Origin of the sequence: Rahnella sp. AA (assembly GCF_002834385.1) — a bacterium.
In the GTDB taxonomy this organism is placed as follows: domain Bacteria; phylum Pseudomonadota; class Gammaproteobacteria; order Enterobacterales; family Enterobacteriaceae; genus Rahnella.
Genome location: NZ_PITQ01000012.1, coordinates 39,844 through 57,457 on the forward strand (window position 1 = coordinate 39,844; position 17,614 = coordinate 57,457).

At 54.5% G+C, this 17,614-nt stretch carries 17 protein-coding genes; 2 read left to right on the top strand and 15 right to left on the bottom strand.

Annotated features, from left to right (window positions below):
- Positions 1–8 precede the first annotated feature (8 nt).
- The 11 genes from ugpQ to CWS43_RS22735 all read right to left on the bottom strand — a co-directional run bounded on the left by ugpQ (position 9) and on the right by CWS43_RS22735 (position 11,639).
- The gene (ugpQ, locus tag CWS43_RS22685) at positions 9–749 is read right to left on the bottom strand and encodes a glycerophosphodiester phosphodiesterase (RefSeq protein WP_101079405.1); all 741 of its coding nucleotides are present in this window, start codon (positions 747–749) and stop codon (positions 9–11) included.
- Between the two features lie 2 nt (positions 750–751).
- Positions 752–1,825 (bottom strand): sn-glycerol-3-phosphate import ATP-binding protein UgpC, encoded by a 1,074-nt coding sequence (locus tag CWS43_RS22690; RefSeq protein WP_101079406.1) that lies wholly within the window; start codon positions 1,823–1,825, stop codon positions 752–754.
- Between the two features lie 6 nt (positions 1,826–1,831).
- Positions 1,832–2,677 (bottom strand): sn-glycerol-3-phosphate ABC transporter permease UgpE, encoded by an 846-nt coding sequence (ugpE, locus tag CWS43_RS22695; RefSeq protein WP_101079407.1) that lies wholly within the window; start codon positions 2,675–2,677, stop codon positions 1,832–1,834.
- A complete protein-coding gene (gene ugpA / locus CWS43_RS22700; RefSeq protein WP_101079408.1) occupies positions 2,674–3,561 on the bottom strand; it encodes a sn-glycerol-3-phosphate ABC transporter permease UgpA in 888 nt (295 codons plus the stop codon). The genes ugpE and ugpA overlap by 4 nt, the downstream gene beginning before the upstream one ends.
- Positions 3,562–3,728: 167 nt before the next feature.
- Positions 3,729–5,042, bottom strand: a complete 1,314-nt coding sequence (ugpB, locus tag CWS43_RS22705) for a sn-glycerol-3-phosphate ABC transporter substrate-binding protein UgpB (RefSeq protein WP_101079409.1) — start codon at positions 5,040–5,042, stop codon at positions 3,729–3,731.
- 222 nt (positions 5,043–5,264) lie between these two features.
- On the bottom strand, positions 5,265–6,452 hold the full coding sequence (locus tag CWS43_RS22710) for a PLP-dependent aminotransferase family protein (RefSeq protein ID WP_101079410.1): 1,188 nt from the start codon (positions 6,450–6,452) through the stop codon (positions 5,265–5,267).
- 131 nt (positions 6,453–6,583) lie between these two features.
- A complete protein-coding gene (gene livF / locus CWS43_RS22715) occupies positions 6,584–7,285 on the bottom strand; it encodes a high-affinity branched-chain amino acid ABC transporter ATP-binding protein LivF (protein WP_101079411.1) in 702 nt (233 codons plus the stop codon).
- 13 nt (positions 7,286–7,298) lie between these two features.
- On the bottom strand, positions 7,299–8,069 hold the full coding sequence (gene livG / locus CWS43_RS22720; protein ID WP_101079412.1) for a high-affinity branched-chain amino acid ABC transporter ATP-binding protein LivG: 771 nt from the start codon (positions 8,067–8,069) through the stop codon (positions 7,299–7,301).
- Positions 8,066–9,355: a high-affinity branched-chain amino acid ABC transporter permease LivM gene (locus tag CWS43_RS22725; protein WP_101079413.1), complete on the bottom strand. Its 1,290-nt coding sequence runs from the start codon at positions 9,353–9,355 to the stop codon at positions 8,066–8,068. Before CWS43_RS22725 ends, livG begins: the two co-directional genes overlap by 4 nt.
- Complete coding sequence (livH, locus tag CWS43_RS22730) at positions 9,352–10,278, bottom strand: high-affinity branched-chain amino acid ABC transporter permease LivH (protein ID WP_101079414.1); 927 nt, start codon at positions 10,276–10,278, stop codon at positions 9,352–9,354. The genes CWS43_RS22725 and livH overlap by 4 nt, the downstream gene beginning before the upstream one ends.
- Before the next feature lie 248 nt (positions 10,279–10,526).
- Positions 10,527–11,639 carry a branched-chain amino acid ABC transporter substrate-binding protein gene (locus CWS43_RS22735; protein WP_101079415.1) on the bottom strand — a complete coding sequence of 371 codons (1,113 nt, stop codon included), beginning with the start codon at positions 11,637–11,639 and terminating at the stop codon, positions 10,527–10,529.
- Between the two features lie 404 nt (positions 11,640–12,043).
- Between CWS43_RS22735 and panM the strand changes: the two genes are divergently transcribed.
- Positions 12,044–12,424 (top strand): aspartate 1-decarboxylase autocleavage activator PanM, encoded by a 381-nt coding sequence (gene panM, locus CWS43_RS22740; RefSeq protein WP_101079416.1) that lies wholly within the window; start codon positions 12,044–12,046, stop codon positions 12,422–12,424.
- Between the two features lie 69 nt (positions 12,425–12,493).
- Here panM and rpoH read toward each other — a convergent pair whose 3' ends face one another.
- From rpoH to ftsY, 4 genes are all read right to left on the bottom strand, one after another.
- Positions 12,494–13,351 (bottom strand): RNA polymerase sigma factor RpoH, encoded by an 858-nt coding sequence (rpoH, locus tag CWS43_RS22745; RefSeq protein ID WP_101079417.1) that lies wholly within the window; start codon positions 13,349–13,351, stop codon positions 12,494–12,496.
- Between the two features lie 319 nt (positions 13,352–13,670).
- Positions 13,671–14,651 (bottom strand): permease-like cell division protein FtsX, encoded by a 981-nt coding sequence (ftsX, locus tag CWS43_RS22750; protein WP_101079418.1) that lies wholly within the window; start codon positions 14,649–14,651, stop codon positions 13,671–13,673.
- Positions 14,651–15,313, bottom strand: a complete 663-nt coding sequence (gene ftsE, locus CWS43_RS22755; protein ID WP_013577472.1) for a cell division ATP-binding protein FtsE — start codon at positions 15,311–15,313, stop codon at positions 14,651–14,653. Before ftsE ends, ftsX begins: the two co-directional genes overlap by 1 nt.
- A 5-nt stretch (positions 15,314–15,318) precedes the next feature.
- Complete coding sequence (gene ftsY / locus CWS43_RS22760; protein WP_101079419.1) at positions 15,319–16,776, bottom strand: signal recognition particle-docking protein FtsY; 1,458 nt, start codon at positions 16,774–16,776, stop codon at positions 15,319–15,321.
- Positions 16,777–17,002: 226 nt separating this feature from the next.
- Between ftsY and rsmD the strand changes: the two genes are divergently transcribed.
- Positions 17,003–17,614, top strand: coding sequence for a 16S rRNA (guanine(966)-N(2))-methyltransferase (gene rsmD / locus CWS43_RS22765; protein WP_101079420.1), 612 nt, complete (start codon positions 17,003–17,005; stop codon positions 17,612–17,614).

Here is a 17,614-nt window from a genome sequence, read left to right on the forward strand (position 1 = left end):
ACCACGTTTCAGATGAAATCCGGCCCGATCACATCAATCTTATCCGTGCAGATGCAATCCACGCCCCAGCCCAGTAACTCGCGGGCACGGTCCGGGTTATTCACGGTATACACCAGAATATGCAGCCCGGCGGCTTTAATCGCTTTCACGCGTTCTTCATTGAGCAGTTTATGATTGAGATGCAGTGACGCACATTCCAGCTCGCCGGTCAGCGCTTCCCAGTCTTCATGCCATTCATCGATTAACAAACCACGCGGAAGCTCGGGTGCCGCTTTTTTGGCAGCCACCAGCGCAGCAAATTCGAAAGAGGAAAGCAGCGGCGGAACGGCCTGGTTTCTCCACAATTCACGGGCAGCCAGCGCGACGTCGGTTCCGGTTTTTTCATCCAGCCCGGTCGTCGGTTTGATTTCGATATTCGCCATCATGTTGTGCCGCGCACAACGCTCGGCGACCTGCGACAGCAACGGGAGTTTTTCTCCTTTGAACTCTGCGCCATACCAGTCACCGGCATCGAGACGTTCGAGTTTTTCCCATGGCAATTCACCCGCCACGCCCCAGCCATTACTGGTGCGGTTCAGCGTGTCGTCGTGCAGTAAGAAAATTTCCCCACCCTGCGCCAGTTTGGCGTCAAATTCGATCATCGTGTGACCGTATTTCGCGCCCACGTCGATAGCCGCCAGCGTATTTTCCGGTGCCAGAGCACCACCGCCGCGGTGCGCTACAATACGAGGATAAGGCCAGGCTTTCATGTTCATTCCATCCGTAATCCGCTGTTGGTATCGAAAAAGTGTAACGCTTTCGCCGGGAAAACCAAGCGTAACAGCGAACCGGCGGTAGGAAATACTTCATGCGATAAACGTACCACAACGCCGCTGCCCGCCAGTTTGCCGTGCGCCAGATTATCTGCGCCCAGCAATTCCAGCGTATTGAGCACCATCGGAATGCCGTTTTGCGTGTCGTCCGTCAGATGGATATGTTCAGGACGAATGCCGACGGTCAGTTCGCGGCCACCCCATTCCGGGCGCGGGACCGGCAGCGGAAGCTCAAAACCGCCTTCCATCACCAGCGAAGTGCCGTCGGTGGTCAGCTGGCCGGGCAGTAAATTCATGGCCGGAGAGCCGATAAAGCTGGCGACAAACAGGCTGGCCGGACGGCGGTAAACTTCCGACGGCGTGCCAATCTGCTCGGCGATACCTTTGTTCATCACGATGACGCGTTCTGCCAGCGTCATCGCCTCAACCTGATCGTGCGTGACGTACAAACTGGTGGTGCGCAGGCGACGGTGTAACTCCTGTAATTCGAGGCGCATTTGCACGCGTAGTTTGGCATCGAGATTAGAGAGCGGCTCGTCGAACAGGAAAACTGCCGGTTCGCGCACAATGGCGCGCCCCATCGCGACGCGCTGACGCTGGCCGCCGGAAAGCTCACGCGGCTTACGCTTGAGCAGCGGGCCGAGTTCGAGAATGCGTGCTGCTTCTTCGACACGGTCGCTAATCTGCGCTTTGCCGAAGCCGCGGATTTTCAGGCCATACGCCATGTTTTCGAACACAGTCATATGCGGATACAGTGCGTAGTTCTGGAATACCATCGCGATACCGCGATCTTTTGGCTCAAGCTCAGTCACGCGCTGGTCGTTAATGTAGATATCGCCGGACGTCGTGCGCTCAAGCCCCGCCACCATGCGCAGCAGCGTGGATTTCCCGCAGCCGGAAGGCCCGACCATCACGATGAATTCGCCGTCGGCGACGTCCAGATCAATGCTCTGGATAATCTGGTTTTTGCCGTCGTAAGACTTGGTCACTGCCTGTAATTTCAAATTTGCCATTTCGGTTTACTTCTCACTGTCTACCAGACCGCGCACAAACCAGCGCTGCATCAGGAGCACCACCGCCAGCGGTGGCAATAAGGTCAGGATCATGGCTGCCATCACCTGATTCCATTGGGTCGAACCGTCGCCTGAGGAGATCATGCTTTTAATCCCCGCCACCGCCGTGCCCATCGAGGCATCGCTGGTGATCAGGATCGGCCACAGATATTGGTTCCAGCCATAGATAAAGGTGATGACGAACAGCGCGGCCAGGTTAGTTTTGGACAGCGGCAACACGATGTCCCAAAAGAAGCGCATCGCGCCCGCGCCGTCGATACGCGCCGCTTCGAGCAGCTCATCCGGCAGGGTCATGAAAAACTGACGGAACAGAAACGTCGCCGTTGCCGACGCCATCAGTGGCAACGTCAGGCCGGTGTAGCTGTCGAGCATATGCAGATTGGCGATCACCTGAACGGTCGGGAAAATACGCACTTCCACCGGCAACATCAGCGTCATGAAAATCAGCCAGAAGAACAGGTTACGCAGCGGGAAACGAAAATAGACAATCGCGTAAGCCGAGAGCATCGAGACGGATATTTTCCCGACGGTAATCACCATCGCCATAATAAAGCTGTTGATCAGCAGGCGACCGAACGCCGGGCTGTCGTTGCCTGCACCTTGTGTCCAGATAGTGCTGATGTTTTCCCATAAATGACTCCCGGGGATCAGCGTCATCGGCACGTCGAAAATCTGTTTGTTATCGAGCGATGCCGCCACAAACGCGACGTACAGCGGGAACAAAATCACCAGCACGCCGAGCAGCAACATGAGATGGCTGAAAATATCCAGCCCTCTGCGGTTTTCAATCATTGGTAACGCACCTTACGCTCGACAAAGCGGAACTGAATGAACGTCAGGCCGACCACGAGCATCATCAGAATGACGGACTGTGCGGCGGAGCTGGATAAGTCCAGACCGGAGAAGCCTTCGCGGTAGACTTTGTAAATCAGGGTCGTCGTCGCCTGCACCGGGCCACCCGCCGTCGCGGCGTCAATCACCGGGAACGTATCAAAGAAGGCGTACACCAGATTGACGACCAGCAGGAAGAAGCTGACCGGCGAAATCAGCGGTAATACCAGATTGAAAAAGCGGCGTACCGGGCCTGCGCCGTCGATAGCCGCCGCTTCCACCAGCGATTTCGGGATCGACTGTAGCGCGGCAAGGAAAAACAGGAAGTTGTAACTGATTTGCTTCCAGACCGACGCCAGCACCACCAGGAACATCGCCTGGCCGCTGTTTTGTGCGTGGTTCCAGTTATAGCCTATCGAACCTAAGAAATGGGTAATCAGACCCAGACCGGGGCTGAACAAAAACATCCACAATACGGCGGCCACGGCGGGCGCAACAGCGTACGGCAGGATCATCAGCGTCTGATAAATCCGGCTGCCACGCACAACGTGATCGACCAGCGCGGCGAAAAACAGCGAAACGGCCAGCCCGATAAATGCCACCATGAAGCTGAATTTCAACGTGGTGTAGAAAGAGTCAAGATAGTACGGATCCTGAAACAGCTGCGTGAAGTTCGTCAGGCCAGCAAAGGTGCTGGAAAGCCCGAACGGATCCAGTGTCTGCACCGAATACCACAGCGCCTGCCCCGCAGGCCACAGGAAGAATATCGCGGTGATCAACAGCTGCGGCAATACCAGTGCGTAAGGCAGCCAGCTGCAACCAAAACCGGGACGGTGTGAACTCATAATGGTTTACTCGTTGATACGGTGACAAAAGGCAGGCTACTCCGGCACAGGCGTAGCGAGCGAAGCCTGACCGGGTGCGGACAGCGCACAGCTCCCGGAGTGGACATAAAGTCCATGAGGAGAGCGAGCACTGCCCAATCACGGTCAGGCAAAGCGCAGTAGCCGACTTACTTGGTAGAGGCTTCGAAGCGACGCAGCAATAGATTCCCGCGTTGTACCGCTGTATCTAACGCTTCTTTAGCTGTTTTCTTGCCGCTCCAGACGCTTTCCAGTTCTTCGTCTACGATGGTACGAATCTGTGGCATGTTGCCCAGACGCAGACCTTTGGTGAACGGTAATGGCGGTTTGTTCAGCATCTGACGGGTGGCGACGTCAGAACCCGGGTTCTTATCGTAGTAGCCTTCTTTTTTGGTCAGCTCATACGCGGCAGTTGTCACCGGCAGATAACCGGTTTTCTGGTGCCATTCAGCAGCGATTTCCGGCGTAGTCAGGAATTGCAGGAATTCGGCAACGCCTTTGTAGGTGTCTTTGTCTTTACCGTTCATCACCCACAGGCTTGCACCGCCGATGATGGCATTTTGTGGCGCGCCTTTGATGTCTGCGTCGTAAGGCATCATGCCTACGCCGTAGTTGAATTTAGAATACTGGCGGATATCGGCCAGCGAGCCGGAAGAGGCGGTGGTCATCGCGCAATCGCCGTTATAGAACTTGGCGGTGGATTCGTCTTTGCGGCCAAAATAGGTGAAATCACCTTTTTTGTTCATGTCTTCAAGCATCTGGATGTGTTTAATTTGCTCTGGTTTGTTGAATTCCAGAACCGCATCAGTGCCATCGAAACCGTTATTTTTGGTCGCGATCGGCAGGCTGTGCCAGGCGCTGAAGTTTTCAATCTGGATCCAACCCTGCCAGCCGCTGGCGTAGCCACATTTCATGCCCGCTTCGCGCAGTTTCTGGGTATAAACCGCCATGTCCTGCCAGGTTTTTGGCGGCTGATCCGGGTTCAGGCCGGCTTTCTTAAAGGCATCTTTGTTGTAATACAGCACCGGCGTGGAGCTGTTGAAAGGCTGCGATAACAGGCGGCCTTTGGAATCTGAGTAGTAGCCGGAGACAGTCGGCACGAACTGGGAAACGTCTTCTTTAATGCCGGCATCGCTGAACACTTCATAGACCGGTTTGATAGCTTTGCTCGCCATCATGGTCGCGGTGCCCACTTCGTAAACCTGCAAAATAGCAGGCGCATTACCGGTGCGGTATGCCGCAATACCGGCAGCCAGGCTTTCGTCGTATTTGCCTTTGTAGACAGGCACGATTTTGACATCAGGGTGCGTCTGATTAAAACGGTCGGCCAGAGAGTTAACTTCTTTGCCTAATTCGCCGTCCATGGAATGCCAGAAGGGAATTTCTGTCACAGCGAATGCGTTGGCGCTGAAAGCCAGCGTCAATGCGGTGCCGATAACCGTTTTTTTAAGGTTGATGAACATGCCTGTCTCCTGAATTCTGCTGGTGTGATGCAAGTGCAGAAAAATGATGGAAGTTAAGAAAAGTTTTTATGCGGAGGTAACATGACACGGATAAATGACAGAAAAATAACCTTTAAATGACAATGAAGTTACAACAGCGTTAAGTGCAAGTGACGAACTGATGGCAAAAAAAAGGCGCATCGGGTGAGCGATACGCCTTATAAAGAAGGAAAAGTCGGGGTTTTACAGCGCGCGTTTCAGGCGGGCAACAGCCTCGTGCATTTGCTCTTCGGTCGCCGTGGCGAACGACAGGCGGAAGGTTGAATGATCCGGATTATCAGCATAGAAGAACTCGCCCGGCACAAACACCACGCCCTGCTCCAGCGTCTTTTTCATCCAGTCAGCGCAGTTACGCGGCTCGCGGAAACGCGCCCACAGGAACATGCCGCCTTTTGGATATTCAAATGTCAGCACGTCACCCAGCTCGCGCTCCAGCAATTCGGCCATAACCTGGCATTTCTTTTTGTACGCGGCACGGATCGTTTCGATTTGCGCAGGCAGACGCCCCAGACCCAGATAGCATTCGGCAATCGACTGTGACAGTGCGCTGGCGTGCAAATCTGCCGCCTGCTTGATGATGGCGACTTTGTGCAGCAGCCAGTCAGGCATGATAACCCAGCCCAGACGCAGACCCGGTGCCAGAATCTTGGAGAACGTTGAGGTATAGATGATGTTGTCGGCATGGCCAAACAACGCTTTCGACAGCTCAAACAGCGTTGGCTGGCGTTCGTCGGTGAAACGCAGTTCGCCGTACGGATCATCTTCCACAATCAGGAATTCATGTTTCGCCGCCAGCTGAACCAGCTGTTCACGACGCGCGCGGCTCAGGGTCACGCCGCTCGGGTTGCCGAACGTCGGCACCAGATACACGCCTTTAATTTTGCGGGTTTTCAGCAGTTCGGCCAGCTCATCGACAATCATGCCGTCGCCGTCGGTGCCGACGGAAAGGATATTCGCCTCGGCCAGTTCCAGCGTTTGCAGTGCGGCCAGATAGGTCGGGCGCTCTACCACAAAAATATCGTCCGGATTCACTACCGCGCGCATCACCAGATCCAGCGCCTGCTGGGAACCGGCGGTCACCACGATATCATCGGGTTTTGCCACCACGCCGCGCTTCTGACAAAGCTCAGCAATACGCTCACGCAGCGTATAACTGCCTTCGGTCAGGCCATACTGGAATGCGTGCTCCGGCTGTTCCGTGATCGCCAGCTGCGTCGCCTGACGCAGACCGTCAAAATCAAACAGCGCCGAAGAAGGAATACCACCCGCCAGTGAAATAACGCCTTCCATTTTGCTGTGTTTCAGCAGCTCCCGGATGGCTGAACTTTTAAGCCTGACCATACGGGCGGCGAGTAAACCTTCTGTGTTCATGAAATCTTCCTGAAGATGTGCAAAGTTATTAGAATGTGAGAGATGTTAATTTATAGGCAAAATAAAAACCGCAAAGCGCTTGCCGTGCGGTTTACTAGATTTATCACAGATTTTCGAAATCCAAAGCGGATTTATGCGCCGAGATAGGCCGCACGCACCGCTTCGTTCGCCAGTAATGCTGCGCCAGTGTCTTCCAGCACCACATGACCGTTCTCCAGCACATAGCCGCGATCGGCGAGTTTCAGCGCCTGATTGGCGTTTTGCTCGACCAGGAAGATGGTCATCCCTTCTTCGCGCAGTTGCTGGATGGTGTCAAAAATCTGCTGGATGATGATCGGCGCCAGACCGAGAGACGGCTCGTCAAGCAGCAGCAATCGCGGCTGGCTCATCAGCGCACGGCCAATCGCCAGCATCTGTTGCTCGCCGCCGGACATGGTACCGGAGCGTTGCAGACGGCGTTCTTTCAGGCGCGGGAACAGCGTATACACACGCTCCAGACGTTCCTGAAACTGATCGCGCGTCGCAAAGAAGCCGCCCATCGCCAGATTCTCTTCCACCGTCATCCGCGAAAATACGCGACGCCCTTCCGGCACAATCGCGATATCGCCACGCATGATTTTGGCTGTCTGCCACTGGGTGATGTCCTGACCTTCGAAAATAATCGAGCCGTGCGACGCCCGCGGTTCGCCACACAAACTGCCGAGCAGCGTGGTTTTCCCCGCGCCGTTCGCGCCGATCAGCGTAACGATTTCCCCTTTATTAATGCTCAGGCTGACTTCATGCAGCGCCTGGATTTTGCCGTAATGGGCGGATACCTGATTAAATGACAACATCTTGTTCTGCCTCTTAGCCTTCACCCAGATACGCACGGATCACGTCAGGATTATTACGAATTTCAGCCGGTGTGCCCTGCGCCAGCGGCGTGCCCTGATTCACCACGTAGATACGGTCGGAGATACCCATCACCAGTTTCATGTCGTGCTCAATCAGCAGGACCGAGACGTTGTGCTGGCTACGCAGTTCGGCAATCAGCTGGTTCAGCTCTTCGGTTTCACGCGGATTCAGACCTGCCGCGGGTTCGTCGAGCATCAGGATTTCCGGCCGCGTCACCATGCAGCGGACGATTTCCAGACGGCGCTGCTGGCCGTACGCCAGATTGCCGGCCTGACGGTTCGCCAGTTCGAGTAAGCCCACGCGTTCGAGCCAGTCGGCGGCGCGATCCAGCGCTTCAGCTTCTGCACGACGGAATCCCGGCGTTTTAAGCAGACCGGCCAGAACGCCACTTTTCAGATGCTGATGTTGCGCGACCAGCAGGTTTTCAATCACCGTCATTTCGCGGAACAGGCGGACGTGCTGGAAGGTACGCACCACGCCCATGCGGGCAATTTTCTGCCCCGGCAGGCCTTCAAGATGCTGATCGCGCAGCTTGATGGTGCCGCCGCTCGGCTTGTAGAAACCGGTCAGGCAGTTGAATACCGTAGTTTTACCGGCCCCGTTCGGGCCGATAAGGGAAACAATTTCGCCCTGATTGAGGTTCAGCGCCACGTTGTTGACCGCCAGCAGGCCGCCAAAACGCATCATCAAACCTTCAACGGCTAACAGAGGTTGCGTGCTCATGCCTGTTCCCCCTGATCGGCGATTTGTTTTTTAGACAATTTGAGTTTCAGCTGCGGACGTTTCATCGGCAGCAAGCCCTGCGGACGCCAGATCATCATCAGCACCATCAAGGCACCGAGCAGCAACATGCTGTATTCGTTGAGGTCACGCATCAGCTCGCGGGAAACCACCAGTAAAATGGCCGCCAGAATAACCGCAAACTGCGAGCCCATTCCCCCGAGCACCACGATGGCCAGCACGAAAGCGGATTCCGCAAAGGTGAAGGATTCCGGGCTGACAAAGCCCTGACGCGCGGCGAACAGCGTACCGGCAAAACCGGCAAACGCGGCGCTGATGGTGAACGCGGTCAGTTTGATGCGGGTCGGGTTCAGCCCCAGCGAACGACAGGCAATTTCGTCTTCACGCAGCGCTTCCCACGCGCGGCCCAGCGGCATACGCAGCAGGCGGTTGATGATGAAGAGCGTCACCAGCACCAGCAACAGCGCCACCATGTACAGGAAAATAATCCTGTCGCTCGGATCGTAGGTCACATGGAAGAAGTTGCTGAAGGTATCCCAGCCGCCATCGCGCGGTGTCCGGCTGAATTCCAGCCCGAACAGCGTCGGTTTGGGGATCTGGCTGATGCCGTTTGGTCCGCCGGTCAGTTCGGTATTGTTGAGCAACAGAATACGGACGATTTCGCCAAATCCGAGGGTCACAATCGCCAGATAGTCGCCCCGTAACCGCAGAACCGGGAACCCGAGCAGGAAACCAAACGCCGCAGAAACCAGCCCCGCCAGCGGTAACGCTTCCCAAAAACCGATACCGTAATAGTGGTTGAGCAGCGCATAGGTGTAAGCGCCGATGGCGTAAAAACCGCCGTAACCCAGCACTAACAAACCCGACAATCCGACCACCACGTTCAGGCCAAGACCCAGCATGATGTAGATAAGTGTCAGCGTGGCGATATCCACCGTGCCGCGCGAGACGATAAACGGCCACGCGATGGCGGCAATAATCAGCACCAGCGCCAGCAGTTTTTGTTTCGGCGTTGAGCCGTCAAAACTTGGCAAGACCCAGCCCGGCCCGGAGACTTTTTTCAGGCCGCTGCTCACCAGCGGGCGGAACAGCTGAAACACGAAAACAATCGCACAGCCAATCGCAATCCACATCCAGCGAACTTCACCCGCGCCGTTCACCACCAGTTTGGTGCCATCCAGGCTCAGTTGCAGCCCCATAATGAACGCAGCCAGAACCAGCAGAACGAAAGCGGAAACCAGCGCATTTAACAGATTCAGGCGCTTCATACTTTTTCCACCTCCGGACGGCCCAGAATACCGGTTGGCAGAACCAGCAAGACCACAATCAGCAGTGCGAAGGACACCACATCTTTGTATTCCGTGCTCAGGTACGCCGACGTCAGCGCTTCGGCCACGCCCAGGATCAGGCCGCCGATCATCGCGCCCGGAATGCTGCCGATGCCGCCCAGAACCGCGGCGGTAAAGGCTTTCATCCCGGCCATAAAGCCGATGTACGGGTTAATCACGCCATAGAATTGCCCCAGCAGAACGCCCGCCACCGCCGCCATTAATGCGCCGATCACGAAAGTCAGGGAGATCACGCGGTCAGTGCTGATCCCCAGCAGGCTGGCCATTTTGAGATCTTCGGCGCAGGCACGGCACGCGCGCCCCATACGGGAATAACGGATGAACAGCGTGAGCGCCAGCATCGCGATGAAGGTTACGATCCAGATGATCAGTTGCATGGTGCTGATGGTCGCCGCAAAGCCGTTCGCTTCGCCGAGTTTCCACTGGCCGGTGACCAGGCTTGGTAACGCCAGATCGCGTGAGCCTTGCGTGAGGCTGACGTAGTTTTGAAGAAAAATTGACATCCCGATGGCAGAAATCAGTGCAATAAGACGTTTGGAGTTACGCACCGGCTTATATGCCACGCGTTCAATACTCCAGCCGTACGCACTGGAAATCACAATCGCCGCGATAAATCCGGCACCGATCAGCAGCCAGCTGGCATCGATACCCATCATCATCAGGGCGGCAATCACGATAAAGGAGACATAACTGCCGATCATATACACCTCGCCGTGGGCGAAGTTGATCATGCCGATAATGCCGTAAACCATGGTGTAACCAATGGCGATCAGCGCATAAGTGCTGCCCAACGTCACACCGTTGAACATCTGCTGAATGAAATAGAGGAACTGCTCTGACATACCCTATCCTTATTAATCAAGGGTTTGATGACTTGTGCTGAGACTACAACCCGGCGCCTTCTATAACAGTAGACGCCGGGCAGAGTAATGCGCTGTTCTTGTCCTGCTACGCAATGCATAACAATGCCCAAAATCATTCTGGTTGCAGGCAGGCGGCAATCGAACGAATCCCGATGAGCTGACATAAGTCAGTGATTCGGGTGAGCGAGTGCAGCCAACACCCCTGCAACCTGAAGGATGAAGGGCATTTATTTGATAGGGGTAGACGTGCCGTCCTTATGCCACTCGAAAATACCGAATTCGAATCCTTTCAGGTCGCCCTTCTCATCCCAGCTCAGCGGGCCCATTACGGTATCCACGGAAGCTGATTTCAGGTTTTTAGCAATGTCTGCCGGTTCCATGCTGCCGCTACGTTCCATACCGGTGGTCAGCGCCTGCAATGCGGCGTAGGTGGTCCAGACGAACGGACCGGTTGGATCCAGTTTCTTCGCTTTCAGGGAATCAACGATTGGCTGGTTAGCCGGAACCTGGTCATAACGTTTTGGCAGGGTCACGAACATACCTTCGGACGCATCACCTGCAATGTTAGACAGTGAGGAGTTGCCCACGCCTTCCGGACCCATGAATTTCGCATTCAGACCAGCCTGTTTGGACTGACGCAGGATCTGGCCCATTTCCGGGTAGTAACCGCCGAAATAGACGAAGTCCACGTTGTCTTTCTTCAGACGTGCAACCAGCGTTGAGAAATCTTTGTCGCCTGCGGTGATACCTTCAAACAGTACGACGTTGCCGCCGCCTTTTTTCAGCGCGTCCTGTACGGAACGGGCCAGGCCTTCGCCGTATTGTTGTTTGTCATGCACAACCGCAATACGTTTTGGTTTGATGGTGTTGAGGATGTAATTTGCGGCGGTCGGGCCCTGATCGGAATCCAGACCGGTGGTACGCATCACCATTTTGTAACCGCGTGTGGTCAGGTCTGCGTTGGTTGCGGCTGGCGTAATCATCAGAACGCCTTCGTCTTCGTAGATGTCTGAAGCCGGCTGTGTTGAGGATGAACACAGGTGACCAATCACGTAACGGATACCGTCGTTGATCACTTTGTTGGCAACAGCAACTGCTTGTTTCGGATCACACGCGTCGTCATATTCGACGCCAACCAGTTTGTCGCCCTTCACGCCGCCTTTGGCGTTGATGTCTGCGATCGCTTGTTTTGCACCCGTAAACTCCATATCACCATACTGGGCGACCGGACCTGACATAGCACCAACAATGGCGACTTTGATATCTTTTGCGAATGCCGCCTGACTCATTGCTAATGCAATACACCCTGCCAGCCAGATCTTACCCTTAGTTACTTTCATCCGATTACCCCGTTTGATGTGTGTTGTGGTTTGCTCTTTGCCCGCCTGTTCAAAACATCATCACTTAAGAAATTTAGTATAAGTAATAATGAGTTACCGGCTTATTTCGCCTTATTTTCAAATAAGACTTTATAATTCATATCATTAAACAGGAATTTTCTTCTGCAAATCAAATGGCACAGTCAGAAATATGAGGTGTAAACAGAATTTTATTTGGATGGAAAATCGGTTCTCTTTTAAACAATCAGCCGTTAACGCTGGCATTATTGATTAAAGCCAACATTTATCGCTTATACAGGGATCGCTGAAAAAGTTTTCAACCTGTTACTGTACAAAAAAAGTTACGCCCGATTTTCAGACGGATCCGCTACACTAAACGCCTCTTTTTTCTGACCGTCCACATCATGAAATTAACCATCCAAAAACTCACTTCGCTCAGCACGCAGGATCTTATCGATCTGGCAAAAGTCTGGCCTGAGCAAACGGAAAGTGACTGGCAAGGCAGCCTGAGTGAACACCACGCGCTGTTCGCCGCCGTGTTTAACGAGCGCATTCTTGGCGCGGTGAAAGTCCGGCTGAACGGCGACCACGGCGAGTTCAGGGATCTGCGGGTCCGGGAAGTGACGCGGCGCCGCGGCGTCGGGCTGTATCTGATGGAAGATTTGCAGGCGCAACTGCCGCAGGTCAGAAGCTGGGAAATGCCGTCCGATGGCGAAGCCGTGACCGACGCCTTTATGCAGGCCTGCGGTTTTTCCCTGACAGGGAATATCTGGAAGAAGCCCTAATCCGCGCTGAATTTCAGGCATAAAAAAAGCGACCCGAAGGTCGCTTTTTTGTCTCAGAAAGCTGTCGTATCAGGCTTCGATCGCCAGACGCAGTTTCTTCATCGCGTTCTTTTCAAGCTGACGAACACGTTCTGCTGAAACACCGTATTTATCGGCCAGTTCCTGCAGAGTCGATTTGTTATCGTCATCTAACCAGCGGGCACGGATGATATCCTGGCTGCGTTCGTCCAGACCTTCCATTGCATAGGAAAGTTTGTCGGTTGCATCCTGATCCCAGTTATCTTCTTCGATGGTTTCTGCAAAGTCAGAGCTTTTATCTTGCAGATACAGCATCGGTGCCATCGCCGCGCCATCGCGTGGCTCGTCGTCCGGTGTCGGGTCAAACGTCATGTCCTGTGCGGCCATGCGTGATTCCATTTCCAGCACATCTTTGCTGGTCACACCCAGTTCGCGGGCAACGTGCTCCACTTCGTCGTGGCTGAACCAGCCCAGACGCTGTTTGTTTTTACGCAGGTTAAAGAACAGCTTACGCTGTGCTTTCGTCGTCGCGACTTTCACGATGCGCCAGTTACGCAGCACGTATTCGTGAATTTCTGCTTTAATCCAATGCACCGCAAAGGACACCAGACGTACACCGACTTCCGGATTAAAACGGCGAACCGCTTTCATCAGGCCGATGTTACCTTCCTGAATAAGGTCTGCCTGTGGCAAACCGTAGCCTGAATAGTTGCGGGCAATATGAGCAACAAAGCGCAGGTGAGACAGGATCAGCTCTTTCGCTGCGTCCAGGTCACCGTCGTAATGCAGCCGCTCAGCCAGTGCCCGTTCTTCCTCTGCGGTAAGCATAGGATAAGTATTGGCTGCCCGAACATAGGCTTCCAGGCTACCTTGGGGTACTAATGCTAAAGTGCGCATTTCGTTAGTCATTCAAAAGCCTCTCATGTATGACGTTGTGCAGGTTTTATACCACGTTGCTGCGGGATGATACCGCTACGCTGTGTGCCATCTGGCGACCACAGAAGCAACGCCGAGCCCTTAATATCCGCTGCTCTTCGACCCCGAATTTTACAAAAAGTTCGCGGCCGGATTCAAGAGTCTGACGACTGTATGTGACAGACTGACTATTGGATAGTGAATTTGTGCCATTGCGGAGAAAGCAGGGAAATGATGTTGCGGAAAGGCCGAAAACAGCTTCCCCCTGAGACACAATGACTGAGCAGCAGGGGGACATTATAGCAAACTCTCGCTACTGTGGTGTAAATCGCCGTAAATGTTGAACAGTCGCCAGCCACGCCGCAATCCAGCCAATCATTGCGGAGACGATCAGCAGCAACAGACTTTCGTCCCAGCCCAAACCATGCAGATCAAAGGTCGTGCCGAACACTTGAGCGACTTGCGTCACCACGCTCTCAAGGCGCAGTACCAGTACTTCAGACAGGATCAGCGACATCAGTGCGCCGGTAAAACCGAGCATCGCGCCACCGTTTAGGAATGGCCGCAAAATGAAGCCATCGGTCGCACCAATCAGCTTCATAACGTTGATGGTATCGCGACGGCTGAAGATACTCAGTCGCACACTGTTACCAATTACCAGGAAGACAGCGATCACCATCAGCACGCCAATCATCGCGGCAATTTGCCCCACCAGACCGGTCAGCGCCGCAAGACGGGCGAACCAGCTGTCATCCATACGCACTTCATCCACACCGTGAACTGCCGCCACGCGATCGCGCAGGGTGTTCAGCGTGGCGGAATCCTGGAAATTCATTTTTGGCGTGATGATAGCTACGGCAGGCAGCGGATTCTGTTCGAGCATATCCATTGCGCCGCCAAAGCCTGACCAGTTGCGGAATTCGCCCATCGCTTCCTGACGGGAGAGATAATTGACTTTATCCACGCCCGCTTCAGTTTTGAGGGTTTTCACCACATTTTCAGCCGCGTCGTCATCCAGCGCTTTGTCGAGATATACCGTCAGCTGCGGCGTCGGATACCACTGCTCTGCCGCCGTACTGACGTTCTTCCACACCAGATAACACACGCTTGGCAGCGTCAGGGAAATGGCGATCACCATGACCGTCAGCAAGGTTGCCAGAGGCTGGCGAAGCATATCCGCCAGCGCGTTCATCCACGCGTAACGCCACTGTTCACGCCAGCCACCCTGCAACGCTTTGCTTTTGGCAGCGCGGGCGCTTTTTGCGGTTTTCGCCGGGTTTGGGCTGTTTGCCATCAGTAAACCCCTCCCGACATACGCCCCTGACTCAGCGTCAGCGTGCGGTAATTACGGCGGGCAATCAGGCCCACATCATGCGTTGCCATCAGAACGGTGACGCCAACCCGGTTAAATTCTTCGAATAAACGCAAAATGCCTTCCGACAATTCGCCGTCGAGGTTACCGGTCGGTTCATCCGCCAGCAGCACCGCAGGCTTGTTCACGACGGCGCGGGCAATGCCCACGCGCTGTTGTTCACCACCGGATAACTGGATCGGCAGGTTTTTGGCTTTATCCAGCAACCCGACTTTATCCAGCGCCGCCGAAACGCGACGGCGGATATCTTCACTGCTGGCGCCGGAGATAATCAGCGGCATTGCCACATTGTCATACACCGTGCGATCCATCAGCAGATGGTGATCCTGAAAAATCATGCCAATCTGACGGCGCAAAAACGGCACTTCGCTGGATTTCAGGCGGCTGATGTCGTGGCCGCCAAACAAAATATGCCCGGCGCTCGGGCGCTCAATGCCGCAAATCAACTTCAGCAGGGTACTTTTACCCGCGCCAGAGTGTCCGGTCAGAAATGCCATTTCCGCTTGCTGGATGTGAAAATTGACGCCCTGAAGCGCCTGTCGTCCGCCCAGATAAGCTTTACTGACCTGTTCAAAGCGAATCATCCGTATTAATCCTCTCGGGCAAAAAGTGCCTCAATAAAATCGTCTGCCTTAAACGGCCTCAAATCTTCGATACCTTCGCCGACGCCGATATAACGGATCGGGATACTGAACTGATCGGCGATGGCAAATATCACGCCGCCTTTGGCGGTGCCGTCCAGTTTAGTCAACGTAATGCCGGTTAGCCCGACCGCTTCGTTAAACAATTTCGCCTGGCTGACGGCATTCTGGCCGGTACTGGCATCGAGCGTTAGCATAACCTCATGCGGTGCGTCTTCGTCGAGTTTCTTCATCACGCGGACGATTTTCTTCAGCTCTTCCATCAGGTGCGCTTTGTTCTGCAAACGCCCGGCGGTGTCGGCGATCAGCACATCGATATTACGGGCCTTCGCCGCCTGAATGGCATCGAAAATTACGGAAGCGGAATCGGCACCGGTATGCTGAGCGATGACCGGGATCTTGTTGCGCTGGCCCCAGACCTGCAACTGTTCAACGGCCGCCGCACGGAAGGTATCACCCGCCGCCAGCATCACTGATTTGCCCTGCGCTTCAAACTGACGCGCCATCTTACCGATGGTGGTCGTTTTACCGACGCCGTTCACGCCAACCATCAGAATGACATACGGGGTTTTTCCGCTGACATCCAGCGGCTCGTCCACTTTCGACAGAATTTCGGACATTTCTTCCTTCAGCTTGCCGTAGAGCGCATCGGCGTCTTTCAGCTGCTTACGGGAAGCGTGTTCAGTCAGCGAAGTGATAATTTTACGCGTGGTTTCAACACCCACGTCGGCGATCAGCAGCTGTTCTTCCAGCTCTTCAAACAGATCGTCATCAATTTTTTTACCGCGGAACAACCCGACAAAACCGGAGCCGAGATTCTGCTTAGTTTTAACCAGACTGCGTTTCAGTCGGGCAAAGAAACCTTCTTTCGTCGGACGTTCCTGCTCAGTTTCACCGGCAGGCAGCACAACGATAGGATCGAGCGCAACGGGCAGCGGCGAGTCTTCAACAGGTTCTTCTTCGACAATCTCTTCTTCAGCAACGTGATCTTCCACCACCAGGCTGTCGTCGATAGCGTCGAGAGAATCTTCGCGGGCGTCTTCTGCAATCTCAGCGGCTGACTCAACGAATTCGTCTTCAACAACCTGCTCTTCAACCAGCACCGGTTCTTCGGCGACGGTTTCTTCAATGACCGGTTCTTCGGTGACGACTTCTGCAACCACAGGCGTTTCAGCAACGGGCTGCGCCGCGACCTGTTCGGTGATGTGAACAATTTCTTCGGCCAGTTCCGCCGCTGCCTGTTCGCGAGGTTCTTCAGCGGCCGGAGGCGCTTCCTGTGCAGGCGTATCGCTCAGTGGCGCTTCGGCAACCGGCGGCTCTACGCGTGTTTCTTCTTTCTGCTGCTCTTCTTCCTGACGGCCACGGCCAAACCAGGAGAAGAAACCGCGTTTTTTATCTTTTGCCATTTTACAACTTCACTCCTCGCCGCTAATGATTGGCGAACGGATTATTAATAGGGTTATGGTCGGGCAGTCTATCACTTTCCCCTTCCGGCAACACGCCCGCGTATTGAATTCCGGTGGTTTTTCAATCGCCCATGTTAAACATTTGCCCATTGCCCGCACACCGGTAGAATAGCCCTCCAAACGATATGCAACGAAGCCCGACGGCTTTGGATTACACAAGCGAACTATGGCAAAGAAACCCAACACTCCAGCCGCAGGCCAGATCCGAATTATTGGCGGTCTCTGGCGCGGACGCAAACTTCCGGTTCCCCACAGTCCGGGACTGCGCCCGACCACCGATCGCGTGCGCGAAACGCTGTTTAACTGGCTCGCGCCGGTTTTGCAGGGCGCACATTGTCTGGACTGTTTTGCAGGCAGCGGCGCACTCGGTCTGGAAGCGTTATCGCGCTACGCCGCCAGCGCCACCCTGCTGGAGTTTGAGCGCCCGGTTGCGCAACAGTTAGAGAAAAACCTGGCGCTGCTAAACGCCAAAGATGCACAAGTCTTTAACGTCAATACATTGAATTGGCTGGCAAAAGCCGGAAATGCCTTTGATGTGGTTTTCCTCGATCCGCCTTTCCGTAAAGGTATTCTGCAAGACACGCTGAATCTGCTGGAGCAAAATAACTGGCTGGCAGACGAAGCCTGGATTTATGTCGAAACAGAAGCCGAACACGACACTCTGGATGTGCCTGCCAGCTGGCGTTTACATCGTGAGAAAGTCGCCGGACAAGTTGCTTATCGCCTTTATCATCGCGATGTGACGCCTGAAACCGGCTCACCAGAACAGGAGCAGTAA